This is a genomic window from Spirosoma liriopis (assembly GCF_023196085.1).
GTDB classification, from domain to species: Bacteria; Bacteroidota; Bacteroidia; order Cytophagales; family Spirosomataceae; genus Spirosoma; species Spirosoma oryzicola.
On sequence record NZ_JALPRF010000002.1, the window covers coordinates 1,437,312 to 1,463,541 of the forward strand.

At 51.0% G+C, this 26,230-nt stretch carries 22 protein-coding genes; 16 read left to right on the forward strand and 6 right to left on the reverse strand.

The features are described 5' to 3' along the window. Window positions 1-2 precede the first annotated feature (2 nt). The 4 genes from M0L20_RS14960 to M0L20_RS14975 all read left to right on the forward strand — a co-directional run bounded on the left by M0L20_RS14960 (window position 3) and on the right by M0L20_RS14975 (window position 4,935). Window positions 3-1,097 carry a GNVR domain-containing protein gene (locus M0L20_RS14960; protein ID WP_232561722.1) on the forward strand — a complete coding sequence of 365 codons (1,095 nt, stop codon included), beginning with the start codon at window positions 3-5 and terminating at the stop codon, window positions 1,095-1,097. A 65-nt stretch (window positions 1,098-1,162) separates the two neighbouring features. Then, complete coding sequence (locus M0L20_RS14965; RefSeq protein ID WP_248477750.1) at window positions 1,163-2,467, forward strand: nucleotide sugar dehydrogenase; 1,305 nt, start codon at window positions 1,163-1,165, stop codon at window positions 2,465-2,467. A gap of 18 nt (window positions 2,468-2,485) precedes the next feature. After that, window positions 2,486-3,721: a lipopolysaccharide biosynthesis protein gene (locus tag M0L20_RS14970; RefSeq protein WP_248477751.1), complete on the forward strand. Its 1,236-nt coding sequence runs from the start codon at window positions 2,486-2,488 to the stop codon at window positions 3,719-3,721. Continuing rightward, window positions 3,718-4,935: a glycosyltransferase gene (locus M0L20_RS14975; protein ID WP_248477752.1), complete on the forward strand. Its 1,218-nt coding sequence runs from the start codon at window positions 3,718-3,720 to the stop codon at window positions 4,933-4,935. Before M0L20_RS14970 ends, M0L20_RS14975 begins: the two co-directional genes overlap by 4 nt. A 12-nt stretch (window positions 4,936-4,947) precedes the next feature. Here M0L20_RS14975 and M0L20_RS14980 read toward each other — a convergent pair whose 3' ends face one another. Both M0L20_RS14980 and M0L20_RS14985 read right to left on the reverse strand, forming a co-directional pair. Next, entirely contained in the window at window positions 4,948-5,826 is an 879-nt protein-coding gene (locus M0L20_RS14980) for a glycosyltransferase family 2 protein (RefSeq protein WP_248477753.1), read from the reverse strand. Between the two features lie 25 nt (window positions 5,827-5,851). Further along, the gene (locus tag M0L20_RS14985; protein WP_248477754.1) at window positions 5,852-7,318 is read right to left on the reverse strand and encodes a hypothetical protein; all 1,467 of its coding nucleotides are present in this window, start codon (window positions 7,316-7,318) and stop codon (window positions 5,852-5,854) included. Between the two features lie 201 nt (window positions 7,319-7,519). Here M0L20_RS14985 and M0L20_RS14990 point away from each other — a divergent pair, with 201 nt between their 5' ends. From M0L20_RS14990 to M0L20_RS15030, 9 genes are read left to right on the forward strand one after another with little or no spacing between them, the layout of a single operon-like run. Then, window positions 7,520-8,548, forward strand: coding sequence for a glycosyltransferase family 4 protein (locus M0L20_RS14990; RefSeq protein WP_248477755.1), 1,029 nt, complete (start codon window positions 7,520-7,522; stop codon window positions 8,546-8,548). Further along, entirely contained in the window at window positions 8,539-9,648 is a 1,110-nt protein-coding gene (locus tag M0L20_RS14995; RefSeq protein WP_248477756.1) for a glycosyltransferase, read from the forward strand. Before M0L20_RS14990 ends, M0L20_RS14995 begins: the two co-directional genes overlap by 10 nt. Beyond that, complete coding sequence (locus tag M0L20_RS15000; protein WP_248477757.1) at window positions 9,645-10,823, forward strand: Gfo/Idh/MocA family protein; 1,179 nt, start codon at window positions 9,645-9,647, stop codon at window positions 10,821-10,823. Before M0L20_RS14995 ends, M0L20_RS15000 begins: the two co-directional genes overlap by 4 nt. Window positions 10,824-10,825: 2 nt before the next feature. Beyond that, window positions 10,826-11,929, forward strand: a complete 1,104-nt coding sequence (wecB, locus tag M0L20_RS15005) for a non-hydrolyzing UDP-N-acetylglucosamine 2-epimerase (RefSeq protein ID WP_248477758.1) — start codon at window positions 10,826-10,828, stop codon at window positions 11,927-11,929. Window positions 11,930-11,968: 39 nt separating this feature from the next. Continuing rightward, window positions 11,969-14,164 (forward strand): bi-domain-containing oxidoreductase, encoded by a 2,196-nt coding sequence (locus M0L20_RS15010; RefSeq protein ID WP_248477759.1) that lies wholly within the window; start codon window positions 11,969-11,971, stop codon window positions 14,162-14,164. Then, window positions 14,157-15,764 (forward strand): alginate lyase family protein, encoded by a 1,608-nt coding sequence (locus M0L20_RS15015; RefSeq protein WP_248477761.1) that lies wholly within the window; start codon window positions 14,157-14,159, stop codon window positions 15,762-15,764. Before M0L20_RS15010 ends, M0L20_RS15015 begins: the two co-directional genes overlap by 8 nt. After that, window positions 15,761-16,969, forward strand: a complete 1,209-nt coding sequence (locus tag M0L20_RS15020) for a glycosyltransferase family 4 protein (RefSeq protein ID WP_248477763.1) — start codon at window positions 15,761-15,763, stop codon at window positions 16,967-16,969. The genes M0L20_RS15015 and M0L20_RS15020 overlap by 4 nt, the downstream gene beginning before the upstream one ends. Then, entirely contained in the window at window positions 16,966-17,880 is a 915-nt protein-coding gene (locus M0L20_RS15025) for an NAD-dependent epimerase/dehydratase family protein (protein WP_248477765.1), read from the forward strand. The genes M0L20_RS15020 and M0L20_RS15025 overlap by 4 nt, the downstream gene beginning before the upstream one ends. After that, window positions 17,877-18,875, forward strand: coding sequence for an MraY family glycosyltransferase (locus tag M0L20_RS15030; protein WP_248477767.1), 999 nt, complete (start codon window positions 17,877-17,879; stop codon window positions 18,873-18,875). The genes M0L20_RS15025 and M0L20_RS15030 overlap by 4 nt, the downstream gene beginning before the upstream one ends. A 21-nt stretch (window positions 18,876-18,896) precedes the next feature. Here the strand turns inward: M0L20_RS15030 and M0L20_RS15035 are convergent, their stop codons facing one another. Further along, the gene (locus M0L20_RS15035) at window positions 18,897-19,349 is read right to left on the reverse strand and encodes a thioredoxin family protein (RefSeq protein ID WP_232561737.1); all 453 of its coding nucleotides are present in this window, start codon (window positions 19,347-19,349) and stop codon (window positions 18,897-18,899) included. Window positions 19,350-19,527: 178 nt separating this feature from the next. Here M0L20_RS15035 and yihA point away from each other — a divergent pair, with 178 nt between their 5' ends. After that, entirely contained in the window at window positions 19,528-20,130 is a 603-nt protein-coding gene (gene yihA, locus M0L20_RS15040; RefSeq protein ID WP_232561738.1) for a ribosome biogenesis GTP-binding protein YihA/YsxC, read from the forward strand. 126 nt (window positions 20,131-20,256) lie between these two features. Then, on the forward strand, window positions 20,257-20,736 hold the full coding sequence (locus M0L20_RS15045) for a DUF5606 family protein (RefSeq protein WP_232561739.1): 480 nt from the start codon (window positions 20,257-20,259) through the stop codon (window positions 20,734-20,736). Between the two features lie 97 nt (window positions 20,737-20,833). Here M0L20_RS15045 and pyk read toward each other — a convergent pair whose 3' ends face one another. Continuing rightward, window positions 20,834-22,270, reverse strand: a complete 1,437-nt coding sequence (gene pyk, locus M0L20_RS15050) for a pyruvate kinase (protein ID WP_248477769.1) — start codon at window positions 22,268-22,270, stop codon at window positions 20,834-20,836. A 349-nt stretch (window positions 22,271-22,619) separates the two neighbouring features. Between pyk and tkt the strand changes: the two genes are divergently transcribed. After that, window positions 22,620-24,671, forward strand: coding sequence for a transketolase (gene tkt / locus M0L20_RS15055; RefSeq protein ID WP_248477771.1), 2,052 nt, complete (start codon window positions 22,620-22,622; stop codon window positions 24,669-24,671). A gap of 90 nt (window positions 24,672-24,761) precedes the next feature. On the opposite strand, the gene M0L20_RS15060 is transcribed toward tkt, so the two are convergent. Together M0L20_RS15060 and M0L20_RS15065 are read right to left on the reverse strand one after the other, a co-directional pair. After that, window positions 24,762-25,190 (reverse strand): RrF2 family transcriptional regulator, encoded by a 429-nt coding sequence (locus M0L20_RS15060; RefSeq protein WP_232561742.1) that lies wholly within the window; start codon window positions 25,188-25,190, stop codon window positions 24,762-24,764. Between the two features lie 576 nt (window positions 25,191-25,766). Continuing rightward, the gene (locus M0L20_RS15065) at window positions 25,767-26,153 is read right to left on the reverse strand and encodes a LytTR family transcriptional regulator DNA-binding domain-containing protein (RefSeq protein WP_248477773.1); all 387 of its coding nucleotides are present in this window, start codon (window positions 26,151-26,153) and stop codon (window positions 25,767-25,769) included. Window positions 26,154-26,230 lie beyond the last annotated feature (77 nt).

A 26,230-nucleotide genomic window follows, 5' to 3' on the forward strand; every position in this document is an offset into this window, starting at 1 on the left:
TGATGCCAGACAGACTAGTAACAGAACCTGCCCAGAAAGAACAGGTACGACCTGATGACTGTATCAATCTGTCGTTTAGCGGCTTGGTACGCCTTGCCTGGCAGGGACGGTTGCGGTTAGCGGGTATTACGGCTTTGTGTGCGCTAGTGGGTGTTGGGGTAGCGTTGTTGACCCCCGCCGAGTTTGTCTCCAACGCCCGGATTATGCCGGAGATGAACAGTGCGACCGGCGGTATGTTTAAACAACTCGCGTCCGTTGCGCGCATTTCGGGGCTCGATTTGTCGGATGCCGAAGGTGTCGATGCGGTGCGCCCGGATCTGTACCCGAATGTACTCCAAAGTACGCCGTTCGTGCTATTTCTGCTCGATCAGGTTGTCGCGCAGACGGGTGGAAAACAAACTACCGTGGCAGAGGTGCTGACGGAAAATAATGGTTTGCTGGTACGATGGTTCGCAAGCGATAGGGAAGAGGTTCTCAAGCGGATTCGAACGCAGGCCGGTAAGCCAGTTGAACTGACGCAACAGCAGGAAGAGTTAGTGGCTGAAATCGGCAAACGGGTCGATGCCCGGCTGGATACGCGGTCGGGCGTGATTACCATCACCGCCAAAATGCCCGATGCACACGTAGCCGCGGCTGTCGCGCAACGGGCCATGGATTATCTGACGCAATACGTGACCAGCTATCGAACCGAGAAGGCCCGGCAGGATTTACGGTTCTACGCGCAACGGCTAAGCGAAGCGCAAAAACGGTACCAAACGGCACAGTATCAGGTGTTTCATTACAACGATGCGCACAAAAATTTTGTGGTTCTGGCGGCTACGATGGAAAAGCAGCGAAGGGAAGCGGAGTTGACGATTGCGCAAACGGTTTACACGGAATTGTCGCGTCAGTTTGAGCAGGCCAAGTTAAAAGTGCAGGAACGAACCCCGGTATTTAAGGTGCTCGAACCGGCTACTGTTCCGACGCTTCGTGTATCGCCAAAGCGAACCCTGATGGTGCTGGCGTATGCCGTTGCGGGCTTTTTTCTTGGTATGGCCTACCTGCTGGCCCAGCGGGCTAATTGGGCGGGACGACTGCAAGCCATCATCCAGACTTGATTAACAGAGAGTCGGTTCGACGCCAACGAACCGATTGTAGGAACGATATAAATAGCCATTTTCAATTGAATACGCCCTTGTTCAACGCACTCAAACAGAAAGAAAAGAAGCTTGCCGTGATTGGACTGGGCTACGTTGGCTTGCCCATCGCGCTCGAGTTTGCCCGGCAGTTTCGGGTGATCGGCTTCGACATCAGTGCGGAGCGTGTGGCTATGCTAAAGCAGGGCGAAGACCCCTCACGGGAGTTGCCGCCGAGTGCTTTTGACCAGGCCGACATTACGTTTACCGCTGATCCCAACGAGTTGAAACAGGCGAGTTTCTTCGTCGTTGCCGTTCCGACGCCGGTTGACGATTACAAAGTTCCGGATTTGAAACCACTTCAACGCGCGTCCGAAGCCATTGGCCGCGTGCTGAAGCCCGGCGATTACGTAGTGTACGAATCGACGGTGTACCCCGGCTGTACGGAAGACGACTGCATCCCGATCCTTGAGCAACAATCTGGTTTGCGGCTCGGCGAGGATTTTAAAGTAGGATACTCGCCCGAGCGAATCAATCCCGGCGATAAGCAACGCACCTTACCCGACATTCTTAAAATTGTGTCGGGCAGTGATGCCGAAGCGCTCCGGGAAATTACGGCTGTTTACGGATCGATCATCCGGGCCGGTGTTTACCAAGCACCAACGATTAAAGTAGCCGAAGCGGCCAAGGTAATCGAAAATGTACAGCGCGATCTGAACATTTCGTTGATGAACGAACTGGCGATTATCTTCGACAAAATGGGCGTCGATACGCAGGAGGTTTTAAAAGCTGCGGGGACCAAATGGAATTTTCTGCCGTTTACGCCCGGTCTGGTGGGTGGGCACTGCATCGGCATCGATCCGTATTACCTGCTTTACAAAGCTCGTCAGTTGGGCTACGATCCGCAGGTGATTCACTCCGGCAGGCGCATTAACGACGGAATGCCCGCTTATATCGCCACCAAATTGGTGCAGATGCTGCTTCAGCGCGGGAAAAATCCGCGTCAGACAAAGGTGTTGGTCATGGGTTTGACGTTCAAGGAAGATGTCGCCGACATCCGAAATTCGAAAGTGGCCGATCTGGTGCGCGAGCTGATGAAATTTGCCATCAACGTACACTTAGTTGATCCGCATGCATCGCCGAACGAAGTAGCGCAGGAGTACCGAATGACGCTGATGGATACACCCTCGACCCATTACGACGCGGTGATCGTGGCCGTGGGACACACCAACTACCGGACGCTGGACAGCACGTATTTCAAATCATTGATGAACGGAAGTCCAATTCTGCTGGATCTTAAAGGGTTGTATGTGGTCGAAAAAGAGAGTGGTATCGATTACTGGCGTCTGTGAGAAAGGCGGCTATAACGCATGGGTAGAGCGTTGACAAGCTGGCCGATCAACCGGTCGTTGGGATTACTTGTCGGTGCTCAGGGCGCAACGGCGTTGCTGGGCCTAGTCACGGGTAAACTCATCGCCTTGTACCTGTCGCCGGATGCTGTGGGAAACTACAATCTGGGTTACGTTAGCCTGATGCTGGCGAACACCGTACTCATCACGCCAACCCTGAAGTCGATGCGGGCGCTGCTGCCCATTGCGCCAACCGATGCCGTCCTACGCTTTCACCTGCGGGTTATGCTGCTTGTGTACGCCGGTCTGTTAACGGGTATTACGGTTTGGGGAGTGCTGACGGCCAATAGCCTGCTGGCGGCCTTAGCCGGGTTAGCCCTGGTAGGGCAGGGCTTTTATGCGCTTGGGTTGGAATACATGAACGCGCTCGCCCGTCACCGCGCCTTTAGCCGAACCCAGGTCCTGTATTCGTTTGTCAACGCGCTGTTGATCGTTTTGCTTGTCGTAAGTAATCAGCGGCAGCAGACCGGACTGTGGGTCGTGCTGGCGCTGCTGAATGGAGGCTTTGCAGTGGCAATGCTGATGGGTTTATCTCCCTTACGGGCGGCATTCAGGCGAAACGCCGACGCCGATTCAATTTCGTATTGGAACCCGTTCTGGGCCTACGTGCGCCCGTTGCTGGGGTCAGCCGTGTGCGCCTGGGTCATCAACTATGTGGATCGGTATTTTATTGAACGATACGGGTCAAGTGCCGATGTTGGTTACTTCAGCGTAGGCTATAGTCTGGGTTCAAAGATCGTGCTGCTGTCCATGCCGGTGCAGGCGTATCTGACGCCTTTGGTGATGCAGTTGAAGGGCGGTGGGCAAAAGCCCTCATCGGCAAATCCGTTATTGCTTCGCGTATTCTGGCTGTATGTGCTGGTCGTCGGCGTTATCTGTCTGTTGTTTTTTAACCTGTCTGCCGAAGTTGGAACGCTGGTGCTGTCGAAATCGTATGAACCCGCTTTTCGGATTGCCCCTGTTATTGCGTTCGCCTATCTGGGCATGACCGCCCGCTACATCCTGGAAGTAAAACTCTACGCCTTTTCCATAACGCGTCCTATTTTCAGTTGCTATCTGGTGGGCGCAATCGTCAACGTATTGCTCAACTGTGCGCTGACGCCAGCCTACGGCATCTGGGGTGCCGCTCTGGCTACGTGCCTAAGTGCTTTCTGCCAGTCTGGGCTGACGCTGTACGTCTTTCTAAAAACAGAATGAACACTAAAAAGCCCGAAATCGTCTTTGTCTGGAATTACCTCGAATGGGGCGGGGCACAGCTGGTAATGCTGGGTGTCATGCGGTTGGCACTGACTCGTGGTTATCGAGTTAGCGCTTTAATACCGGCTGGAACGACGGGAAAAATTCTAGCTTATCTGAATCAGGAAAATGTGACGGTTACTTTTTTCGACGCTCATGTTGATTTGGCGAAAGCGCGTACGGTCTGGTCTAAAATCCGCCGACGTGGCCGCGATTGGCGTTGTCATTTCGTGCTGGCCCGACACCTGACAAAGCAGCGATCCAAGGACAAAGTGGTGTTTATCGATGCGGCACCCTGGTCGAATTTTCTGCTGTTGAGCTGGCTGGCGCGGCAAATGCCTACGTTTGTGATGCTGCACATCGCTCATTCCAACAAACCAACGCTGGCTAACGGGTTGAGCCGTTTAAAGTTCCGGCTCCTGGAGCGAACGCGTTTTTACCTGTTGGCTTCCAATCGGGAAATGAAGGAGAGTTTGCGGTGGTATACAACGCCCGCTATCTGGCGAACAATTCCCGTAGCCTATACAGGTGTCAATGTCAGTGAAATCAGAAGCGTTTTAGCGCAACCGCTTGACATACAGGTCGAGCGTCGGCGTTTTTCACTGCCTGACGGAGCACTAGTCGTGATGACGCTCGCCAATGTGATTGAGCGAAAAGGCTTTCGGGTCTGGCTGGAGGCCGCTCGGTTACTACATGAGTGCGAACCGGAGTTGGTCTGGATTTGGGTTGGTACGGGTGAAGGGCATCCGGTTATGGAAGCGTTCATTCAATCGCATAAAATGGAGCGGTTTGTTCGGCTTATTCATCCCGCACAGTTGGGGAGCCAACGGTCTGATCTACTCCGGTTTTTATGGTTAGCCGATCTTTTTGTCTTGCCGAGTTATCGCGAAGGATTACCGGGCGCATTGCTCGAAGCGATGGCTTTAGGCAAAGCGGTGATTGCTTCGAACATCAATGCGATACCCGAGGCTGTTCAGCACGGCGAAAATGGATTGCTGGTTCAGCCAGGAAATGCGCGCGAACTAAGCGACGCTGTTCGGCGATTGGCCAATAATTCATTGCTGCGTCAGGCGATGGGGCGGAAGGCGCAGCAGACGGTTTTAACCCATTTTCTAGAGGAATCCTGCGCCGAAATTACTTTGGATTATATCGTTCAAATGGCTGAGCTACGCTAAGATCGACTATAGTCAAGGCCAGTTTTTGGTCACACCGATGCCGCGAAGAATCAACCGGCCGAAAAAGATACCGAACGCCACAACTGCTTGAAATTGAGTTGGAGCCGTGACCCAATAGAGCATAAACCGCCCGCGCAAATTATGATAACTGCGTAAGTCGCCCCACAGGGCCTGGTAACGTTGCGGCCAACTCATCGAGCGCAGCGTTTTAGGGAACGAATTGGGTTGATTGTATACCTTGGCCCGTGGCTCCACCCAGAGTTGCCATCCGTTTTTACGAAGGCGAGCCGTGAATGTTGAATCACCGAAGTTCGGAAACCGCACCTCATCCATAAAACCAAGTTCGGCAAAAACACTGGCCGGGAACAACAAACAGTTTCCTGCCAGCGTAGCAACCCGAAAGGCTTCCTGAGGTACCGTTTCTATAGTTAGTTGCGTTTGATGCCGCCAGCCACCGTACCAGGTGTCCCAGCGTGGATCTACCTGAAAGACGCGGTGCGGTTCGTCCCACCGTAACAGTAAACCACCAACGGCACTACGCGGATGGGTTTCGGCGCATTCGACTAGGTATCGTAAAAAATCGGTATCGAAATACGTGTCGTCGTTGATGAGCAAAATATAATCCGGCTTATGCACCAGGGCGGCTTTGAAACCCAGATTCGCCCCAGCGGTAAAATATAACGTACCATCCCCTGCAACCAGCTGAACCGCTGGGAACTCGCGTTCAATGGCCGACCGGGTTCCATCCGTTGAACCGTCGTCAACAAGGATGACGTGTACCGCTAAGCCTTCACTGTTGATAGCGGCAAGACTGCGCAGGCACTGTTGAGTAAGTGCACAGCGGTTATGCACCGGAGAAACGATCACAATGGAAGTTGGCGTGTTAGTCATGGCTTTTGGTGGGTTCTCTGTTCTCTTACAGGGAACGGCGAATCTGCCATTGGACAAGAACATTGGTGAGATAAAGGCTAAGGACGACGACAAATCCAACCCGAACCAGGGTAGGCAGGATTGTCCCGTAGAACCCTTCGTACGATACCGTCGTCAGCAGCATGTAATACGCCGTTGTTCGCCCAATGGTAAGCGACTGATTTTGAACAAGCGACGTGTATAGGGTGCGTAATAGAACGCCTAGAAGCGCCATACCAACCGGAACACCCGCTGGGCCGTAGTTGCGCAGCAGGTCGATCATAGGCGTGATGGCAAATGAGTTTTTCGCAAAGTTGAAATAAAGCAAACTATATCGGCGCGGATTCGATATTTCGGGCTTGTCTTTCCAGATAAACCGGGGAATGAAGGCCGTCCAGGTAGCGATCCAGATGTTGCCATCGATACCCAGTTTTTCTTCGTCGGGTTTGAGCCGTTCGTAGTTCGATACCCACACACCAACGGTACTCGTCATTTCAAGGCGACTCCCGAATATCGTCAGCATGGTTGGGACCAACTCTGTATTTTGTTCGTCGGTGAGCGTTCCCAGCGTAGTCGTGGCCGTAGACACATAATCGCTCAGACTCATTTTGGCTTCCGACGCTTTCAGAATCCGGAACGTCGTGCCGTAGATGATGCCTAGCAATAAGCCGACGGTGGCCAATGAGCCAAATAGCAGGCCGTGTTTACGGGTGAAACGCCGTCCCGAATAGACGAATGCCATGAGAATCAGGAACACGAAGACCAGGATGGCTCCCCGGTTTCCACCCAGCACAATACGAACGCCCATCGTCATTAACACGGATACCAGCGCAACGACAAGCCTCTGTCCCGTCGTTTTTGTCCTGAATATGTACTGCCACAACATAAAACTGGCGAGAACGGTGAGCAGCGACATAAAGAAGTAAGTTGTTCCCAATTCGTTTTCCTTGTCGGCCAGCTGAAAACCGATGTTGCCGGAGAGCCAGGCCAGTAAGTAAAACGCGAAACCCAGCGCAAGCAAAACCAGTGCCGGTAGCAATAAAGTCGAAACTGGCCAGTCACCCGACGGAAGTTTTTGGGATAGACGTTCGCCTGCTTTTCGGCCAATGGGCAACAGGAAACCAACCGTCAAACCCACGTAGCCCACCGAAACGTAGACGAGTGCCAGCGGTAAACTTGCTTTCGGATTGGCAATCTGCGTGAAAAAATACGGATTGACCAGATCAGCGGCCAATAACAAACTTCCTAAACCAAAGGCTGGTCCCAGATAAGACCAGGCCGCAAAAATAAGTGGATTGAACGGGTCAAACCGGTCTGTAGCCCATAAATAAAGGCTCGGCGTCGCTAGAATAAGTGCCGTCAGGAAAATCCAGGGAAGCAAGAAATGATTGCTTCCTGTGTAGAAACGCTCTTCATCGTAGCTGAACAAGAGCCAGAACAAAAGACTGATGAAGCCCATAACAAGACCGCTCACTGTCCAAAAAAGCCTTGATATACGAAGCGGTATAGGTGTAGATGGCATGAAAGATGCAATAACGACGGACTGGATCACCAAGGACCGTGTGGACGAAAAGATGGTCGATTAAAGACAAAAGCTACGTGAATAGATGCGCAGACTTGTCGCCATTTTTTAGAAAGACGGTACAAGAAACGGTCCATTTTCCGTAACAGCAGCATGACCGTAACGTACTTATCACGAAGCCCCGGTACCGGGCACAGCATCGAAAAGCTCTTTGGTGCAATTCGCCGGGAATTAGAAAAAGATCCCTCGATCAGTGTTGAGCATATCCGGCTTCCATTTATCAGTAGAGGACTCCGATCCGTATGGCAGAACCTACGTTTCATCGCGCGACAACGGTTCAGTGGGTTGGTCCACGTTACGGGTGATGCGCACTACGCGGTATTGGCTTTGTCCCGTTGGCGCACCCTGTTGACGGTTCACGATTGCATTACGTTGGAAAAGAATCGACATAATCCGCTGCGGTACGGGTTGTTCTGGCTATTCTGGTTTTACCTGCCCGTGCGCCATGCTGCTGTCGTCACGGTCGTGTCGGAAAAAAGTCGGCGGGATTTAGTACGGTATTTAGGCAAAGTCGCGAAGAAGGCTGTTGTTGTTTCTAATGCCTACGACCCGCGTTTTGTATATCACGCCCAATCGTTTCGAAAACAACGACCCGTGCTGTTACAGATCGGCACCGCACCCCATAAAAACGTCTCTCGACTGCTCGAATCCATTGAAGGAGTACCCTGCCTGTTAAGTATCGTTGGCCCTCTGTCAGAAGACCTTGTTCGTGCGCTTCGTGACCGGCAGATTCTGTACCAAAACTACGTTAACGTAAGTCAGGATGATATGCTGGCGCTCTATGTGGCAAGCGACATCGTCACGTTCGTGTCTACCTACGAAGGGTTTGGGATGCCTATTCTGGAAGCCAACGCAGTAGGGCGGGTTGTACTCACCGCAGACCGCTTGCCCATGCGTGACGTAGCCGGTAAAGCCGCCCATCTTGTCGATCCGGACGACAGTATTGCGATCCGTAGTGGAATCCAGCGGCTAATTGACGATGATTTGTATCGGCAACAACTTATTGAGGAGGGCCTGCGCAATGCCGCTACCTATTCCGCTCCGACTGCTGCTACTCGTTACCTGTCCATTTACCAGCAACTGGCTAACACCAGATGCGAAGCAGGAGACGTATGCGAATAATGATGTCAGCCGATTGGTTTTATCCGTCGCAGATGGGTGGGCCAAGCAATGCGATCTATTGGCAGGCAAAGGCAATGGCACGGGCGGGGCATCAGGTAACGGTGGTAGCTACGTCGCAGGATATACCATCGACTGTTCCTACTAGCCGTTGGTTGACGTTGGCGTGTGGCCGTGTAATGTACACAAAGAATCCGCACTTCTACCTACCGTTCGCGCATATCTGGTATGCTGTGGTGGCCATTCGGCAGGCGGAAGTGGTCCATATTAACAGTCTGTTTTATCCCAGCTCGGTTGTGCTGGTTATCGCTGCGCGACTGTTGCGTAAACGAATAATCTGGGCACCCCACGGCGAGCTAAGTCCAAGCGCATTGATCTACCGATCAAGGCTCAAGCAGGGGTTGCTGCGGTTGTTTCGGGTTGTGAGCAAGGACGTAATTTTTCATTCGACTTGCGCAGCCGAGACGGTACATATCCGTCAACATTTTGGTCATAACGCACTGGTACAGGAATTGGAAAATATGATGGAAATGGCACCGGCTCGTACGCGTAAACCGGAACCGTATTTGCTGTTCATCGGGCGGTTGCATCCCATCAAAGCCATTGATCGACTCCTCGAAACCCTGAGTGAATCGGCTATTTTTCGGAACGGTGCATACTCGCTAACGATTGCTGGCCCTGACACGAATAATTACCGCACTTACCTCGAAGAGCTTGTCAAAACATGGGAATTGACGGAGAAAGTAACTTTCGTAGGACCAGTTTATGGTGATCAGAAAGAACAGTTGCTTGCCAATGCTTACGTGACAATTCTGCCCTCACATTCCGAAAACTTCGGCAATGTCGTCATTGAATCGCTGGCGCAGGGAACGCCCGTTATCGCATCGACCGGGACGCCCTGGCAATTGCTCGAAACAAAACGGGCTGGGTGTTGGGTCGACAATAACCCCAGCGATTTGTGTCATGCTATCGAACAGTTTTTGCGCCTGTCTGTCGATGCGTACGCGTCGTATCGACAAGGAGCTTCCGAGTTGGCACGCCGATTCGATATTCACGCGAACGTTGCGCAGTGGGAACGATTCTACGAAGATGCACTAGGATGAACGAGCCGTTGGGTATTATATTGAAAATGCTGAAACTGGTTCGGTTTGCCCGAATCTACGGCTGGCAGAGAGCGCTTAACAAAGCAATTGCCCGCACTCGTCCGCATTGGCTGCGTAGACGAATTTCGTATCGCCGTAAGGCGACGATTTCTGTGATTGGTTGTGGACAGTTTGCGTTTAGTAGCGTTTGTTTTTTTCTGCGAAGGCATTGCCAAAACGGCTTTTTGAGCGCCTACGATGTCAATCGGCAGCAAGCGCAGTCCTTAGGCCATTATTATGGTTTTCGGGAGATCGCCGTTACTGTAGACGCCGTTCTAAACCATCCGTCGCTGGCCGTTTTGTATATTCTGTCCAACCACGCATCACACGCGGCTTATGCCATTGCAGGCTTGCAGCGTAACAAAATCGTGTACGTTGAGAAGCCGATTGCCGTTACGCGGGATCAATTCATTGAACTGAGCGTGGCTGCTCGGCAATCGTCAGGGCAGGTTTTTGCGGGCTACAACCGACCTTACTCAGAAGCGATTCAGGTGCTTAAACCGTATGTGATTACTCAGAAAACGGCAGGCAGTTTTAGCCTTAACTATGTCATTAACGGTCACGTAATTCCGCCCGATCACTGGTATAGACGCCCTGACGAAGGCACCCGTATTTGTGGAAACATAGGGCACTGGATTGACTTGACGATTCACCTGTTTGCCTGGCGGAGTTTGCCCGACTGGATTGCGGTTCAGATCGCTTACGCCAATCCTGATGAACCCGACGATAATCTGGTCATAACCTTTACAACGGATCAGCACGACCTTGTTTCCATGCTGTTCACGTCGCGAGCAGAACCCTTCGAAGGCGTTCGGGAGGTCATGCACCTACAATACAATGACCTCATTGCGCACATCGACGACTTTCGACAGTTGACCGTCCATCAGGGAGCTAAACGCCGAAACTGGCACTTTACGCCGAAAGATGTTGGGCACGAACGGGCGGTGTTACAGCCGTTTTGCGCCGATAACCGCGCTTGGCACGAAGTTGAGCTATCGACGTTACTGATGCTGTTCGTTCGGGATCAGGTACTGACCGGTCAGGCCATGTCGCGTTTTGATGTTCCGGCTGAGTTGCGCCGTCTGGAAGCCGACGTTGAGCACCTAATCGCATCTCCATCCACCGTTTCTTTCTAATTGTGAAAATTGTCAGCATCGTCGGGGCGCGTCCGAATTTTATAAAGATTGCTGCTATCCACCGCGCTTTTAAGCAGCATTCTGTCATCCAGTCAACGCTTGTTCATACAGGACAGCACTACGACGCTTGCTTGAGTACCGTGTTTTTCGATCAACTCGATTTACCATCACCCGATTATTACCTGGGCGTTGGCGCCGGAACGCAAACGCAGCAAACCGCCCAAATCTTGCGCACGTTTGAGCCGGTTCTTGAGGCTGAACAACCCGATTGGGTCTTGGTGGTTGGTGACGTTACCAGTACGCTTGCCTGTGCGTTGGTGGCTGATCAAAAAGACGTTCCGGTTGCACACGTGGAAGCGGGACTTCGCTCGGGTGATCGCCGGATGCCGGAAGAAAGAAACCGGATGCTGACTGACTCGCTGGCCAACCTGCTGTTTGTGACGGAACAGGCTGGAATAGACAACCTCAAACGGGAAGGCGTTGCGGACGAACGAATTCAATTCGTAGGTAATGTGATGATTGATTCGCTGGTGCAGTACCGTGCCCAAGCCAACAAGCTCAACACTGTTCAGAAACTGGGGTTGACACCCGATAATTATGTGCTGATGACCATGCATCGTCCGGCCAATGTAGATCGGGAAGCTGGCTTGCTTCAGATTGGTCAAATCGTTGAGAACACGGCTCGTTACAAAACGGTAGTATTTCCTGTGCATCCACGAACGCGAGCGAATCTAGCCCGAATGGGCCTACTGGGTCGGCTAACAAATATGCCAAACGTCCGGCTGCTCGAACCGCAGGGGTATCTTGAATTTCTAAATCTGCTGGAACACGCGGCTATTGTGATCACAGATTCGGGCGGAGTTCAGGAAGAGACAACCTACCTACGAGTTCCCTGCCTGACATTGCGCGACAGCACCGAACGCCCGGTTACGGTCGAATTGGGCACTAATCAATTACTGACTGAGCTAAATCCGCAAAGTGTTCAGAATCGCGTCGCGGCTATTCTGGCTGGGCGCACCAAACAGGGCTGTATCCCGCCGTTGTGGGACGGTCATGCGGCCACGCGCATTGCTAGAATCATGAGCCATCAAGCCTATAAGCGCTAAACTCCTCGATCGTTTGCCTTTCCATTTTACCCCACCTTCATGAAGCAACTTGTACAAAATCTTAAAACTGGCGAAACTTTCTTGGAAGAAGTACCTACTCCGCAGGTTGGCCGCGGACAGGTATTGATTCAAACGCGTCGGTCGCTGGTGTCTCTTGGTACCGAGCGGATGCTTGTTGAGTTTGGAAAAGCCAGCCTGATTGCTAAAGCCCGGCAACAACCCGACAAGGTGAAGCAGGTGCTGGATAAAATTCAGCGCGACGGACTCCTGCCTACTCTGGAGGCCGTATTTCGTAAACTTGATCAGCCGTTGCCACTCGGTTACTGCAATGTTGGAACGGTCGTATCGGTAGGTGAGGATGTTACAGATCTGTGCGTTGGCGACCGGGTGGCGTCCAACGGCCCGCATGCCGAACTAGTCTGTGTACCGCGTAATCTGGTGACGCCCGTACCCGATAGTGTGAGCGATGACGAAGCGGCTTTTACGGTGATTGGAGCGATTGCTTTGCAGGGCGTTCGGTTACTAACTCCTACGCTGAACGAAACCGTTGTTGTGTTTGGTCTGGGCCTCGTCGGATTGCTGACCGCCGAGTTGCTGCGGCTCAATGGCTGTCACGTGATCGGGCTGGATGTGGATGAGAACAAACTGCAACTGGCCAGAAAACGAGGTTTTACAGCGTTCAACCCGGCTGACGATACCGATCCTGTTCTGGCCGTTTTGGCGCTTACCAGGGGTATCGGAGCGGACGGTGTCGTAATAACGGCTTCGACAAAAAGCAACGAAGTCATCACGCAGACGGCTCGCATGAGTCGGAAAAAAGGTCGAATTGTGTTGGTCGGCGTGGTTGGGCTAAGCCTGGATCGAGCCGATTTTTATGAGAAAGAATTGACGTTTCGGGTGTCGTGTTCCTACGGTCCCGGTCGCTACGATGAGGAGTATGAGCAGCGAGGACACGACTATCCGCTGCCGTTTGTCCGCTGGACGGAAAACCGCAACTTTCAAACAATTGTGCAACTGCTGGAGCGTCAGCAACTGGATGTGAAGCCGTTCATTACGGAGGTTGTTTCTTTCGCTGACTATCGTACCATTTACGACTCAATTCATCAGCCGGATCGGTCGGCAATCGCGTCGTTACTGGCTTACCCCGAAACGGTTAGAGCGCTGCCTATACCGAAAATTACATCTGTCCGCTATGTCGGTGGTTCTGCGACGGTGGGTATCATCGGGGCCGGAAATTTTGCAGACGCCACGCTCATCCCTGCCCTGAAAGCGGCTGGGGCCAACCTGAACGCGATTGCTTCCGCCGGAGGACTGAATGCCGCCTTACTCGCCAGAAAATACGGTATATCGGAAAGTACGACCGATTACCGACAGCTTATCGATAACCCAGAGATCGACCTGTGTGTGATTGCAACCCGGCACAATCTTCACGCGCGGATGACGGTCGAAGCGTTGCAGGCGGGTAAACACGTATTTGTTGAAAAGCCATTAGCGATTTATGACAAAGAACTGTTACCGATCATCGAAGCGCAACAGGCAACTGGGCGGCTGGTTATGGTTGGCTTCAATCGGCGCTTTTCGCCTTACGCGCTAAAAATGAAAGCTTTGGTCGGCGGTCGTTTTTCGGCTGAGCTACCCATGAATGTAATTGCAACTATTAACGCTGGCGCTATTCCAGCTAATTCCTGGGTGCATAATAGAGCCGTAGGCGGTGGTCGCGTATTGGGGGAAGCCTGTCATTTTATTGATCTGATTACCTTTCTGACGGGTAGTCGGGTGATCAGCGTGTGCATGAATACGATGGGAAAACAGCCTTCCGAAACGAGTGATTCGGCATCGCTGCTGCTGCGTTACGAAAATGGGTCAACGGGCGTCGTCAACTATTTCGCCAATGGAAGCAAAGCCTACGCGAAAGAACGAATCGAGGTGTATTCACAGGAGCGGACGTTGGTTCTGGACAACTTTCGCAAGCTGACAGGGTATGGCTTCAAGCGCTTTTCGAGTTTGTCCGGACGGCAGGATAAAGGCCACGTGGAGCAAATGAAGCGGCTCATCCAGCAGGTTCGAATTGGTACAATAGACGCGCAGGACGATTTACTTATTCCGTTCCCGGAGATTGTCAACACGACTCAGACGACACTGGCGGCTTTGCACAGTTTTCGACAAAACGGATGGATTAACGTAAAGGGCGTGGGGACATTTCAGGAAACCGCTTTATCGGAAGAGCATGAGTAAGATCGGGCTTATCTGGCGAACGGTTCGGTACTTGCAATGTCGTCAACTAGTTTATCAGGTTATCAACCGGTTGCGTCGGCGACCTAGATTGCGCCTGCCTAAGCATCTACCAGCTATACAGTTTGTGCGTGTGCCGGAAGCCGATAAACCTGTATCATACGAGAACAGGGCGTTTACTTTTCTAAATCAGTCCGTTCAGTTCGACTCCGAAATTGACTGGAATTATGCCGAAAATGGAAAGCTATGGACCTACAACCTCACTTATTTCGATTACCTAAATCAGGGCGAAAAAGAATTAGCAGCAGGACTTTGGTTGATCCGGCAGTTTATGGCGAAAACCGATTTGGTAGCTGCTGGTCTGGAACCGTATCCAACATCGTTGCGAATTATGAACTGGGTGCAGTTTCTGAGTCGCCATCGAATGCAGGACGATTTGGTAAATACACACTTGTTTGCGCAGGTCCATCTGTTAAGCCGACGATTGGAGTATCACCTTGGCGGTAATCACCTGCTCGAAAACGGCTTTGCGCTTCTGGCGGGAGGGTTGTTTTTTCGCAACAAAAGCTGGTTCGAAAAAGGGTCCAAACTCCTGCGAGCGGAACTAGCGGAACAGATTTTGCTCGACGGTGCTCATGCGGAGCGAAGTCCTATGTATCACCAGATTCTGCTGGATCGACTGCTGGATGTGCTGATCATGTTACAGAACGACACCTGGCATGGTGATTCGGCGCTTGTCGAACTGCTAACGACGAAAGCGGTTGTGATGCTCCGCTGGCTCACAGGCATAACGTTCTCCAACGGTGACGTGCCTATGGTCAATGACGCGGCCTTTGGTATCGCTCCGACAACCGAACAAATTCAAAAAAAGGCGGAAATGGTTTTATCTACGGCTTGTTCCGAGCGATTGACACGTAGCCCGCAAAGCGAAAGTAAAGAAAGCGGTTACCGGCTGTTTCGGTATTCTGACTACGAGTTTTTTGCCGATGTGGGCGCTGTTGGTCCGGATTACCAGCCGGGTCATGCTCATGCCGATACCTTTTCGTTTGTTTTGTACGTGCACGGTCAGCCAGTGATTGTCGACAGCGGCACCTCAACGTATCAGAGCGGTCTGCGTCGGTCGTGGGAGCGGAGTACTGCCGCACATAATACAGTTGAAATTAACGGTACCGATTCATCCGAGGTTTGGGCGGGCTTTCGCGTTGGGCGACGGGCGTATGTTACGTTGCTGGTGGACGAGGAAGCGGTTTTATTGGCTCAGCACGACGGGTATTCATCGGTTGGAATTACCCATCAGCGAACGTGGCATTTTGAGCCTACCAGGATTTGTATATTGGACCAGATTACTCGCAATACGTCTGGCGGGTATGAGCCGCTAACGGCTGTGGCACGGTTGCATTTTCACCCTGACGTAGCCCTAAACTTGACCAGTGATGGCGTTGCCGCGGGACCATTAACGCTTACGTTTCAATCTGACAAACCGCCAATTGTCGCCGTGAAATCGTATGACATGGCTACCGGTTTCAATCAGTTGCGGACGGCTCATTGTTTGGAAATCACGTTTGTGAATTGCCTGAACACCATAGTAACCTTGGCTGAATGAAAATTTTGTACTTAAGCTTTTACTTCGAGCCTGATCTTTGTCCTGGTTCGTTTCGCAATACAGCACTCGTCAACGAACTGGCGAACCAGCTTTCGGCTACTGACCTTATCCACGTTGTTACCCCGCAGCCGAACCGCTATCAGTCATTTAGGCGGACGGCATCAAGTCATGAAATCAGGGAGAAAGAGAATGCCTGCCGAGTAATTATTGATCGGGTTACGGTACCAACTCACGCCAGTGGACGACTCGATCAGATGCGTTCGTTCCTGACGTATTTTCGGGCGGCACATCGGTTAACGAAAGACAGGCAATATGATTTGGTATTCGCTTCGTCTTCCCGATTGTTCACAGCTTTTCTGGGCGCACGTCTTGCCCGAAAAAGGCGCATTCCTTTAGTTCTCGACATTCGGGACCTGTTGCGCGAAACAGTCGTGGAGCTATTCAGCCGTTCATATTTACGATTCGGGCTCCATTGGGTTTTGTCCGCTGTTGAACGATACACATTTGGTTACGCTCGACACATTAACCTGGTTTCAGAAGGGTTTCGCGATTATTTTACCTCGTATCCACAAGCCACGTATAGCTACTTTACGAACGGAATCGATGAGGAGTTTTTAAATCTACCCCAGGTTAGTCGCCCAATCGCTAACGAGAAAATTATCCTTTACGCCGGTAATATCGGTGAAGGCCAGGGGCTACACAAAATTATTCCGCAAGCCGCCCGAATGCTGGGTGATCCGTATCGGTTTGTGATCATCGGGGCCGGTGGTGCACAGGTTAACCTCGAACAAATGATTCGTACCGAAAAGCTTAATAATGTCCGGATTTACGAACCTATGAGTCGGGAAAAGCTCGTGATGGCGTACCAGAACGCCGATTATCTGCTTGTGCATCTTAATGATCTGGAGGCTTTTAAGCGTGTCCTGCCTTCCAAGTTGTTTGAGTACGGAGCCACGACAAAACCCATTCTAGCCGGAGTAGCCGGTTACGCGGCTCAGTTTATCCAAACGCACATAAGTAATACCATTTTGTTTGAGCCGGGTGACGCGAAAAGCCTTGTTGCGCAACTCCGCCAGACCCCGTATCGAACGGCTCATCGTGCTGACTTTGTAGCTACCTTTCGACGAAAAACCATTATGCAGGCTATGGCTGAACACATTCTTAAAACGGTTTCATCTCTGCGAGACAAGCCTTACGCCGTATGAATATTCTTATGACGGGTGCTTCTGGTTTTCTGGGAAGCCGGATTCGTAGCGAACTTGAAGGAAATCACGCGCTCACTACACTGGGCAGGCAGACAATCAGTCAACAGCATATTCGTTGTGATCTGGTCGACGAAACGCCCCAATTGAAAGGCTACACATTCGATGTTGTCATTCATGCCGCCGGGAAAGCGCACGCTGTTCCTCGAACTTCGCAAGAGCGGGGCGACTACGAGCGCGTGAACGTACAAGGAACCGTTCGCTTGTTGACCGCGCTGGAACAACTGCCGGTGTTGCCTCAGGCAATTGTGTATATCAGTACCGTGCTGGCCTACGGACGTTCGGAGGGACAGTTGCTTGACGAAAAAACTTCGCTGAATGCTACCGATGTCTACGGGTTAAGTAAGGCGCGGGCAGAAGCACTGGTTTGCGCGTGGGGCGAACGAACGGGCGTTCGCGTTGCCATTCTGAGGCTACCACTGGTGGCTGCTCGTGAACCGACGGGCAATCTGGCTGCGATGATGAACGGACTTCGGCGCGGGTATTATGTACGGATAGGGGATGGTGCTGCCCGTCGAAGCATGGTCCGGGCTGACGATGTGGCGGCTGTTGTGCTCAAAGCCGCTGCGGTTGGCGGAACCTATAACCTTACGGACGGCTGTCATCCGAGCGTCTATCAACTTGAAGAAGCGATGGCCCGCCTGGTTGGTCGAAACCGTATACCAACGGTTCCGCTGGGCGTCGCCAAAGCCGTCGCGAACGTCGGTGATGGAATAAACGGGTTAATTGGTCGTCGCTTTCCGCTCGACTCAATGGCACTCCGAAAATTGACGAGTTCGCTAACGTTTTCGGACGAAGCCGCTCGCCAACACCTCGACTGGAATCCACGCGCTGTTCTCGATTGCTTCCGATGAATCTGATTGAGTACGTACTGATCGTTGTTTTTCTCCTGACGGGCGAGCTGCTGTATTTACGTGCCGCGCGTCATTTCGGTATTGTCGATATACCCAACGAGCGTAGTTTACACACCGACCAAACGATTGTTCGGGGTGGAGGTATTGTATTCTGGCTTGCGGCTGCGGTTTCAGTCGTCTACAGCGATTTCGAGCCGACTTGTTTTTTTGTGGGCTTATCGCTCGTTGCGCTGGTCAGTTTTCTGGATGATATACGCGGTGTAGCGTGGCAGTACCGAATCTACGCGCAGTTTGTGGCGGTAAGTCTACTGATGTACCAGACAACGAATTTGTTACCGACACTGTGGGTCATCCTGTTGCTGGTCGTTGGCGTCGGTATACTCAACGCGTTCAACTTTATGGACGGTAGCAACGGCATGACGGCTTTCTACAGCCTTATCACTATCGGAACGATTTGGTACGGTCAGTCACTGTACACTACAGCCAGCCTGTTATTTCCCCAGACATTTGCGGCTTTGCTGATTTTTAGCTGGTTCAATGCTCGTCAGCAGGCGATATGCTTTGCGGGAGATGTCGGCAGTGTGTCCATTGGTTTTATCTGCCTGTATGTACTGATTGAATTTATCAAAGCTAGTGAAAGCTGTTTGCCGGCGCTGTTTTTGGCCGTATACGGCATCGATAGTGTCCTGACGATTGGGTACCGACTTTATTTGGGGCAGAATATAGTACAGGCCCACCGACTGCATTTGTTTCAACGGATTGTTTATGAGCAGCAATGGCCTCACTTGCTGGTAGCAGCGTTATACGCATCCATACAATTGGTTGTCAACGGACTGGTTTTTTACGCTTTAGATTGGTCGCTCAGCGCTCAATCGGTGCTGGCTGTTGGTCTTTTATTGGTTTTGGCAAGTGGGTACGGGCTGGCTAGCCAACGATTAACAAAGGCACAAAAAAAGAGTCGGCTTTCGAAAGCCGACTCCGTAATGCTAAGCTAATGACGAACAACAGCGAATCAATTATTTAACGCTCTTGCCGATTGCAATCAGGTCTTCGGGCGATTGCAGACCAATTACCTTTTTCAATACTTTACCGTTGCCGTCGATAAAAAGCAACGTTGGATAAGCCTCAAGCGGGTATACCTGCGACAGAGCGGGGCCTTCGCCTTTTTCCATGTCCATCTTCACGTTGATAAACTTGGCATTATAGAAATCGCCCACTGCTTTCTTGGTGAAGACGTTCTTTTGCAACAGCTTACAGGGACCACACCAGCTTGCGTACGCGTCCAGGAAAATAACTTTCTTTTCGGTTTTGGCTTTCTGAAGAATTGCTTTCCAGGCCGCTTCCGTAAACTGAATACCCTGGCCGTCTTCTTTAGGTGCTGGTTTGCGATCACCCGCCGAAAGAGCCTGGCTGGGCGAGTAGCTGAATCCGACAAATAGAATGGCTAAGAACCAAATTACTTTTTTCATGCTCGGACCGGTACACCGGTAATTGTTTAAGTTTCGGATGAATAACGCACTGGGAAGACCTTTTCGTTTCCGTCGGCGTTTTGAATAAGCAAAATAATAGGCGCACACTCAAAAGGCAAATCATGTGCCATTTTCCTTATTCTTTCCGACCTTTGCAGCTGTTTCAGTCTTTACTGCTATGCCCGTTAAACAAGCTGAGTTCTTTGTCAGCAATTCAGATCCGGCCAAATGCCCCAAGCCCGATCGGCCCGAGTACGCGTTCATTGGCCGCTCCAATGTGGGAAAATCGTCGCTGATTAATATGCTGACGGGTCGCTCGTCGCTGGCTAAAATTTCTGGTAAACCCGGCAAAACCCAGCTTATCAATCATTTTGTGATTGATAACGAGTGGTACCTGGTCGATTTGCCTGGTTACGGTTACGCCCAGGTGAGCAAAACCGAACGTGAGAAATTTGCCGCCCTGATCGACGGCTATCTGACCGGTCGTTCTAATCTGCTTTGTATTTTTGTACTGGTCGATTCGCGCATCGAGCCCCAAAAAATTGATCTTGATTTTATGTACAATCTGGGTGAAAAGGGCTTGCCGTTTGTCATCGTGTTTACCAAAACAGAGAAATTGGGGCCCAATAAGTTGCAGGCTGCTCTCGATGCTTACCGGGCCAAGCTGCTGGAAACCTGGGAGGAAGCCCCCCAGTTTTTTATCACATCAGCAGTTACGGCTGCCGGACGCGAAGAAATTCTGTCGTTTATTCGTCCGCTGAACGCTGAATTCCGGAAGTAAGAGGGAAGATAAGTTGATGCCGCAGAAGGGGCTTGTTCAGAACAATAAACTTACCGATTAACCATTATCCTTTATTAAAAGGCAATACGTCGGCCTAAACAGGCGTTACCAGTTTACAAAGTATTTATGGAAGCTTTAAAACAAATTGCCAACATTGCCGGTCAAAGCGGCCTTTTTCGGATTCTGAAGCCGAGCCGCAATGGTGTTATCGTTGAAACGCTGGACGACAAAAAGGCGAAAACAATGATGGGCCCAACCGCACGGGTATCGGTGCTGAACGACATTTCGATCTACGTCGATACGCCTGACCAGTCGATCCCACTGGCTGATGTGCTGTTGGCTGTCAACGATAAATACGGCGAAACGCTGACGGTTGATCCGAAAGGATCAAACAGCGAATTAGCTGATTTCATGGCTGAGGTTGTCCCCGATTACGACCGTGACCGCGTTCGGCCCGCTGACATTAAGAAACTAATTGTTTGGTACGGAATTTTACGTCAATTCGCTCCCGAAGTGTTTGAAAAACCAGTCGGTGAATCAGCCGAGCCAGCTACTGAAGCCGCTCCCGCTGAAGCGTCGGACGCCGAAACCGAAGAAAAAGCATAAGCTATTAAAAACTCCATTTTCAGTGAGCACAGAAAAGCCGTCAACCATTGGTTGACGGCTTTTTAGTCGTTTAAGCGAAATTGCGTTGACTCACCAATTAATCAACGGTGCTTAATTTAACCGTGTTCGTACGACGGGCCTGAGTCAGCGGCATACTAAGTGTATTGATAAAAATATCGCCGGATTCCAGCTTGCCTTGGCCAATCAGTGTTTGCTTGATACCTTCTACGGTCTGATCAACTGTCAACTCGAGGTTGGGCTCGTAAGGCATTACCTGAACACCCCAGTACAAGCCCAATGTGTTGCGCAATTGTGGGTCGTTGGAGAAGACGAACAAATCGGCCTTGGGGCGGTGGTGCGACAACCGTACCGCTGTGTAACCCGAGTTCGTAATACCAATGATTGCTTTAGCTTTTGTATCACGGGCTAACCGGCAGGCACTCATGACCACGTTGTCATTAATAAAGTTTTCGCCGGGGTGCTCGTTAACATACGCGTGATAGCGGTAGTAAATTTTGTCTGTATTGGCTTCGACCTGCCGGATGGTATTCGCCATGCTCTCAACGGCCAGAATCGGGTATTTACCCGAAGCGGTTTCGGCGCTAAGCATCACCGCATCGGCTCCGTCCATTACAGAGTTGGCAATGTCGTTGATTTCGGCGCGGGTTGGGCGGGGCGCATCAATCATGCTTTCGAGCATCTGGGTAGCAACAATGACAGGTTTACCCGCCTTGTTACACTTCTCGACCAGCATTTTCTGGATCATTGGCACTTCTTCGGCGGGTAATTCCACGCCGAGGTCACCACGGGCAACCATCAGACCGTCCGTTGCTGCGATGATCTCGTCAATATTCACGATAGCCTCTGGCTTCTCGATCTTGGCAATGACGCGGCTTGTCTTGCCCTGGGCTTTGATGTATTCTTTGATTTCGATGATTTCGGACGCTTCACGTACAAACGAAAGCGCAATCCATTCCGCATTGTGTTCAAGACCAAATTTAAGGTCTTCCCAGTCTTTATCGGTCACGGCGGGCATCGAAACCTTGGTGTTGGGAAGGTTAACGCCTTTTTTGGACTTCATCGGACCACCGTATACTACTTCGGTGACGACATCGGTACCTTCGGCGCCAACAACCCGCACTTCGAGTTTGCCGTCATCCATCAGAATACGTTCGCCTGGGTGAACATCTTTGTACATATCCTTGTAAGGCGTACTAACACGTTCTGCGGTACCGATAATATCATCGTTGGTGAATACTAGCTTGTTGCCCGGCATGATCATAACGCCATCTTTGCTCTCGACGTTGCCAATCCGAATTTTCGGACCTTGTAAATCCTGCAATACGCACAGATTCAGGTTGTATTCTGCATTGATCTCGCGGATTCGGGTGAGCCGCATGAGATGGTCTTCGTGGGTACCGTGGGAGAAATTAAGCCGGAATACATTAACACCGGCTTTGGCTAATGCCAGCAATTGTTCTTTCGTTTCGGAAGCCGGGCCGATGGTGGCCACGATCTTGGTTTTCTTAGACATGAGGGACGGGAAAATTGGGCAATAAGGGCCAATAGCCGGTGCAAAAATAACCGGTAGGGCTTATAAACAGTTGTGTTTACCGAAATTTTACAACTTATCGCAAAACGGTTGTTTTTCACGAAGGGGCTATTCGCCGGAAAACGCTTTGGCCATTTGGTCATAGAAAGCCCGATTTGGCAGATTTTTGGTCTGAATGTCAGGATAGAATAGAATGGATCGTTCGACTGGGCGTTTATCACTAATTGCTCTTTTTTTAATCCTCTTCCTCTGTTTGCGAGTTACTTACAAAGAATGTCCGGTTTTACTGGCAAGAACAGAATACATCGTTTTAACCATTTTCTTTTTCGCTATGTCTAACAAGACGGTTGACCTCGACCAACTTAGCATCAACACGATTCGGCTGCTATCGGTAGACGCTGTTCAGAAAGCCAATTCAGGCCACCCTGGTTTACCACTAGGAGCGGCTCCGATGGCGTACGTACTTTGGTCTCGTTTTTTGCGATTCAATCCGCAGGACCCGCAATGGCCCGATCGGGATCGGTTTGTTTTGTCGGCTGGACATGGTTCAGCGCTGTTATATAGCTTGCTTCATCTGTACGGCTATGATCTGACGCTCGATGATCTGAAAAGTTTTCGTCAGCTCCACTCCAAAACACCAGGCCACCCCGAATCAAACCTGACGGCAGGGGTAGAAGTAACTACCGGACCGCTGGGGCAGGGGTTTGCCAACGGCGTAGGGATGGCTATGACCGAAGCGTTTCTGGCGGCTACGTACAATCGCGAAGGCCATACGCTGGTAGACCATTATACGTATTCGATTGTGAGTGATGGGGATCTGATGGAAGGTATTGCTTCGGAAGCAGCGTCGCTGGCCGGGCACCTCAAGCTGGGCAAGCTGATCTATCTCTACGACGATAACCTGATTTCGCTCGACGGACCAACGAATCTGGCGTTTACCGAAGATCGGATGGCCCGGTTCGATGCCTATGGCTGGCACACGCAGGAAGTTGCCGACGGAAACGATCTGGATGCGATTGAGGCTGCTATCCGGGCGGCTCAGGAAGAAACCGAACGTCCGTCGATTATTGCCGTCCGAACAATTATTGGCTTCGGTAGTCCACAGGAAGGAACCAGCAAAGTACATGGTAGCCCGCTGGGTGAAGAAAACGTGCGTAAGACAAAAGAGTTCTTTGGCTGGGACCCCGATCAGACGTTTGTTGTGCCCGACGAAGTACGACCCCATCTGCTGGAAGCCGGAAAGCGGGGCGCTGATCTGCAAGCCGACTGGCAAACGCGTTTCGATGCGTACAAAGCGCAATTTGCGGCCGAAGCAGACCTCTTTACGGTGTCGTTTGACGGCAAACTTCCCGAAGGATGGGATGCCGATATGCCGCAGTTCAAACCGGAAGACGGACCACTGGCTACCCGGCAGGCATCGGGTAAGGCCCTAACGGCACTAAAACAGCGGGTTCCTTATCTATTTGGTGGTTCGGCTGATCTGGCGTCTTCCAACGACATGCCAACCAAAGGTGATGTTAGTTTCCAGCCGGGTCATTACGATCAGTCGAATATCTGGTTTGGGGTGCGCGAACACGCGATGGGAGCTGCGCTCAACGGCATGGCTCAACACGGGGGTGTACATCCATACGGGGGAACTTTCCTGAATTTCTCCGATTACATGCGGGGAGCCATTCGGTTAACGGCCCTGGCTGAGTCGTCGGCAACGTTTGTGTTTACCCACGACAGCATCGGTTTGGGTGAAGACGGACCAACGCACCAGCCTGTCGAGCAGTTTGTTTCGCTCCGTACCATCCCGAACATCGTCGTTCTCCGCCCCGCCGATGCCAACGAAACGGCGGAAGCCTGGCGCGTAGCGATGATGCAACCCAAGACGCCGGTTGTTTTGATTCTGTCGCGGCAGAAGTTGCCCGTGTTGGATCAGAGCAAATACGGTTCGGCGCGTGGTCTGGAGCGGGGAGCGTACATTTTGAGCGAAGCTGAAGGTTCACCGCAATTGATTCTGATTGCGACCGGGTCCGAAGTTTCACTAGTTCTGGAGGCTCAGGCCGAACTAAAGAAGATGGGCATCCAGGCGCGTGTGGTGAGTATGCCGTCGTGGGAGCTTTTCGAAAAGCAGGATCGAACCTATCAGCACGAAGTGTTACCGCCTTCGATTCGGAAGCGGCTGGCCGTTGAAGTTGGCTCGCCAATCGGCTGGCACAAGTACGTTACCGACGAAGGCACCACAATCAGTATGAACCGCTTTGGTTTGTCGGGGCCTGGCGAAGAGGTAATGAGCTACTTTGGCTTTACCGTCGAGAACGTTGTGAAGAAGGCAATGTCAGTACTGCAAGGATCGCCGGAAGGTATTGAAGAAAAAGAAGTTTTATCCCACGAGTAGTTGATCGCAACAGGTCACGAACAGAACCGGCGAGTTTGTCTAATAGGCAAATAAGCCGGTTCTGCTATTAAAGCATTGGGGCAACCGTTACTACACGATCTGCGATTGATTCTGAACCAGTGAGCGTAGGGTTGTGCGTTCATATACAGATAAGTTGGCGTCACGAACACGCTCCATAATAGGTCGAATTGTGCAGGTTTCTTCATCTTCACAGTCATCGCAGCGGACGTAGAAATTCAGAGAGACGCAGGGCGTAGGCGCGATGGGGCCGTCGATAATCCGAACCACCTGCGCCAAATTGACGCGTTCCGGCTCGACCCGAAGCAGGTATCCCCCGCCTTTACCTTTCTGACTTTGCAAAATACCGTGGTTGCGTAATTCCAACAGAATCGCTTCCAGGAATTTTTTGGGTATGCCTTCCTGCGCCGAAATGTAAGAGATAAGCACTGGGCCATTACCGAACTGTTCGGTGAGCACTTTGAGTGCTTTGATGGCATATTTAGCTTTTTTTGAGATCATTTTATCAGTACATTGATAGTAGGTGAATGGGAAATTTGAAATAATGACAATAAAATACGCAACTTCTTTTGGGTATTAAAAGAAAGTTTTCGTGAAAAGGCTTCGTTGAATCACTTTTCGCCATTACTATATGGAGAAAATGTGTTTATCAGTAAATATACTTATACAAACAGGCTTCTGTGTCGTATTGTATTGGCCCTGCTCTTCTCGCTTTGACCACAAATAACGATTATTTCACTTATTATTCCTACCTATCCTGTAGATATTGTATAATTTTATCGGATGTATTCTCATGAAATCTACTTTATCCTAAGTAATTATATGTGGGTCGAGGTAACCTAGTCCCGTGTTTAACAGCTTATGCAAACTGCTACCAATAGCACTAATGACAGCAGTACGTACCGTCAGTGTAGCCGTTGTGGCATTTGGCGGAGGTAAAAAACGAAAAGATTAGGTACTAACAGATAAATTGTCCAGGGTTTAGCTCCTGAACAAAAAAAGGTGTACAACAGCCTACATCTGATTTAAGAAATCAGTTGATGCTACTAAATGCCACCAGAATCTGCGATGTATTGGCTAGCTAACCGGAAAATCTTCTTGCGGTGAGCGAATCTCATCAAGCAGTGTGCGAAACAAAGTTAGTCCCTTCACGCGGCTGCCCGGAAGATCTTGAAGCTGTCTCACAACTGAACTAACCCGACGCCGACTCACTGGAAGCCAGTTTCCATTTACTAATACGTCAGCCGACCGGTCACCTTTCCGGCGGATTTGTAAGATGTGGTTAGGGTTTACGGCCAGGCTTTTGCTCAGGCGAATAAAGCCGGGAAGTGTGCCAACGCACTTTTTTAGCGTAGTAGAATTTAATTCGGGGGAAGAGTCTACCAGAAATACACGGGTGTAATTCCCCCAACCCATCAAGTAGGTAATGCGGGAGGTGTTGTTGTTTAACTTGCTGAACTTCATGTAGAGTGTATGCTGATAAGGTAACTTGTAGTTTTATATTTTACATAAGCGTAAATATAGCGGTTTCGTTGAATAAG

Bases quoted from the DNA above. Each gene is read 5' to 3' on its own strand.
- M0L20_RS14960 (WP_232561722.1), top strand. From the start codon at position 3: ATGCCAGACAGACTAGTAACAGAACCTGCCCAGAAAGAACAGGTACGA.
- M0L20_RS14970 (WP_248477751.1), top strand. From the start codon at position 2,486: ATGGGTAGAGCGTTGACAAGCTGGCCGATCAACCGGTCGTTGGGATTA.
- M0L20_RS14975 (WP_248477752.1), top strand. From the start codon at position 3,718: ATGAACACTAAAAAGCCCGAAATCGTCTTTGTCTGGAATTACCTCGAA.
- M0L20_RS14980 (WP_248477753.1), bottom strand. From the start codon at position 5,826: ATGACTAACACGCCAACTTCCATTGTGATCGTTTCTCCGGTGCATAAC.
- M0L20_RS14990 (WP_248477755.1), top strand. From the start codon at position 7,520: ATGACCGTAACGTACTTATCACGAAGCCCCGGTACCGGGCACAGCATC.
- M0L20_RS14995 (WP_248477756.1), top strand. From the start codon at position 8,539: ATGCGAATAATGATGTCAGCCGATTGGTTTTATCCGTCGCAGATGGGT.
- M0L20_RS15000 (WP_248477757.1), top strand. From the start codon at position 9,645: ATGAACGAGCCGTTGGGTATTATATTGAAAATGCTGAAACTGGTTCGG.
- M0L20_RS15010 (WP_248477759.1), top strand. From the start codon at position 11,969: ATGAAGCAACTTGTACAAAATCTTAAAACTGGCGAAACTTTCTTGGAA.
- M0L20_RS15015 (WP_248477761.1), top strand. From the start codon at position 14,157: ATGAGTAAGATCGGGCTTATCTGGCGAACGGTTCGGTACTTGCAATGT.
- M0L20_RS15020 (WP_248477763.1), top strand. From the start codon at position 15,761: ATGAAAATTTTGTACTTAAGCTTTTACTTCGAGCCTGATCTTTGTCCT.
- M0L20_RS15025 (WP_248477765.1), top strand. From the start codon at position 16,966: ATGAATATTCTTATGACGGGTGCTTCTGGTTTTCTGGGAAGCCGGATT.
- M0L20_RS15030 (WP_248477767.1), top strand. From the start codon at position 17,877: ATGAATCTGATTGAGTACGTACTGATCGTTGTTTTTCTCCTGACGGGC.
- M0L20_RS15035 (WP_232561737.1), bottom strand. From the start codon at position 19,349: ATGAAAAAAGTAATTTGGTTCTTAGCCATTCTATTTGTCGGATTCAGC.
- yihA (WP_232561738.1), top strand. From the start codon at position 19,528: ATGCCCGTTAAACAAGCTGAGTTCTTTGTCAGCAATTCAGATCCGGCC.
- M0L20_RS15045 (WP_232561739.1), top strand. From the start codon at position 20,257: ATGGAAGCTTTAAAACAAATTGCCAACATTGCCGGTCAAAGCGGCCTT.
- pyk (WP_248477769.1), bottom strand. From the start codon at position 22,270: ATGTCTAAGAAAACCAAGATCGTGGCCACCATCGGCCCGGCTTCCGAA.
- tkt (WP_248477771.1), top strand. From the start codon at position 22,620: ATGTCTAACAAGACGGTTGACCTCGACCAACTTAGCATCAACACGATT.
- M0L20_RS15060 (WP_232561742.1), bottom strand. From the start codon at position 25,190: ATGATCTCAAAAAAAGCTAAATATGCCATCAAAGCACTCAAAGTGCTC.
- M0L20_RS15065 (WP_248477773.1), bottom strand. From the start codon at position 26,153: ATGAAGTTCAGCAAGTTAAACAACAACACCTCCCGCATTACCTACTTG.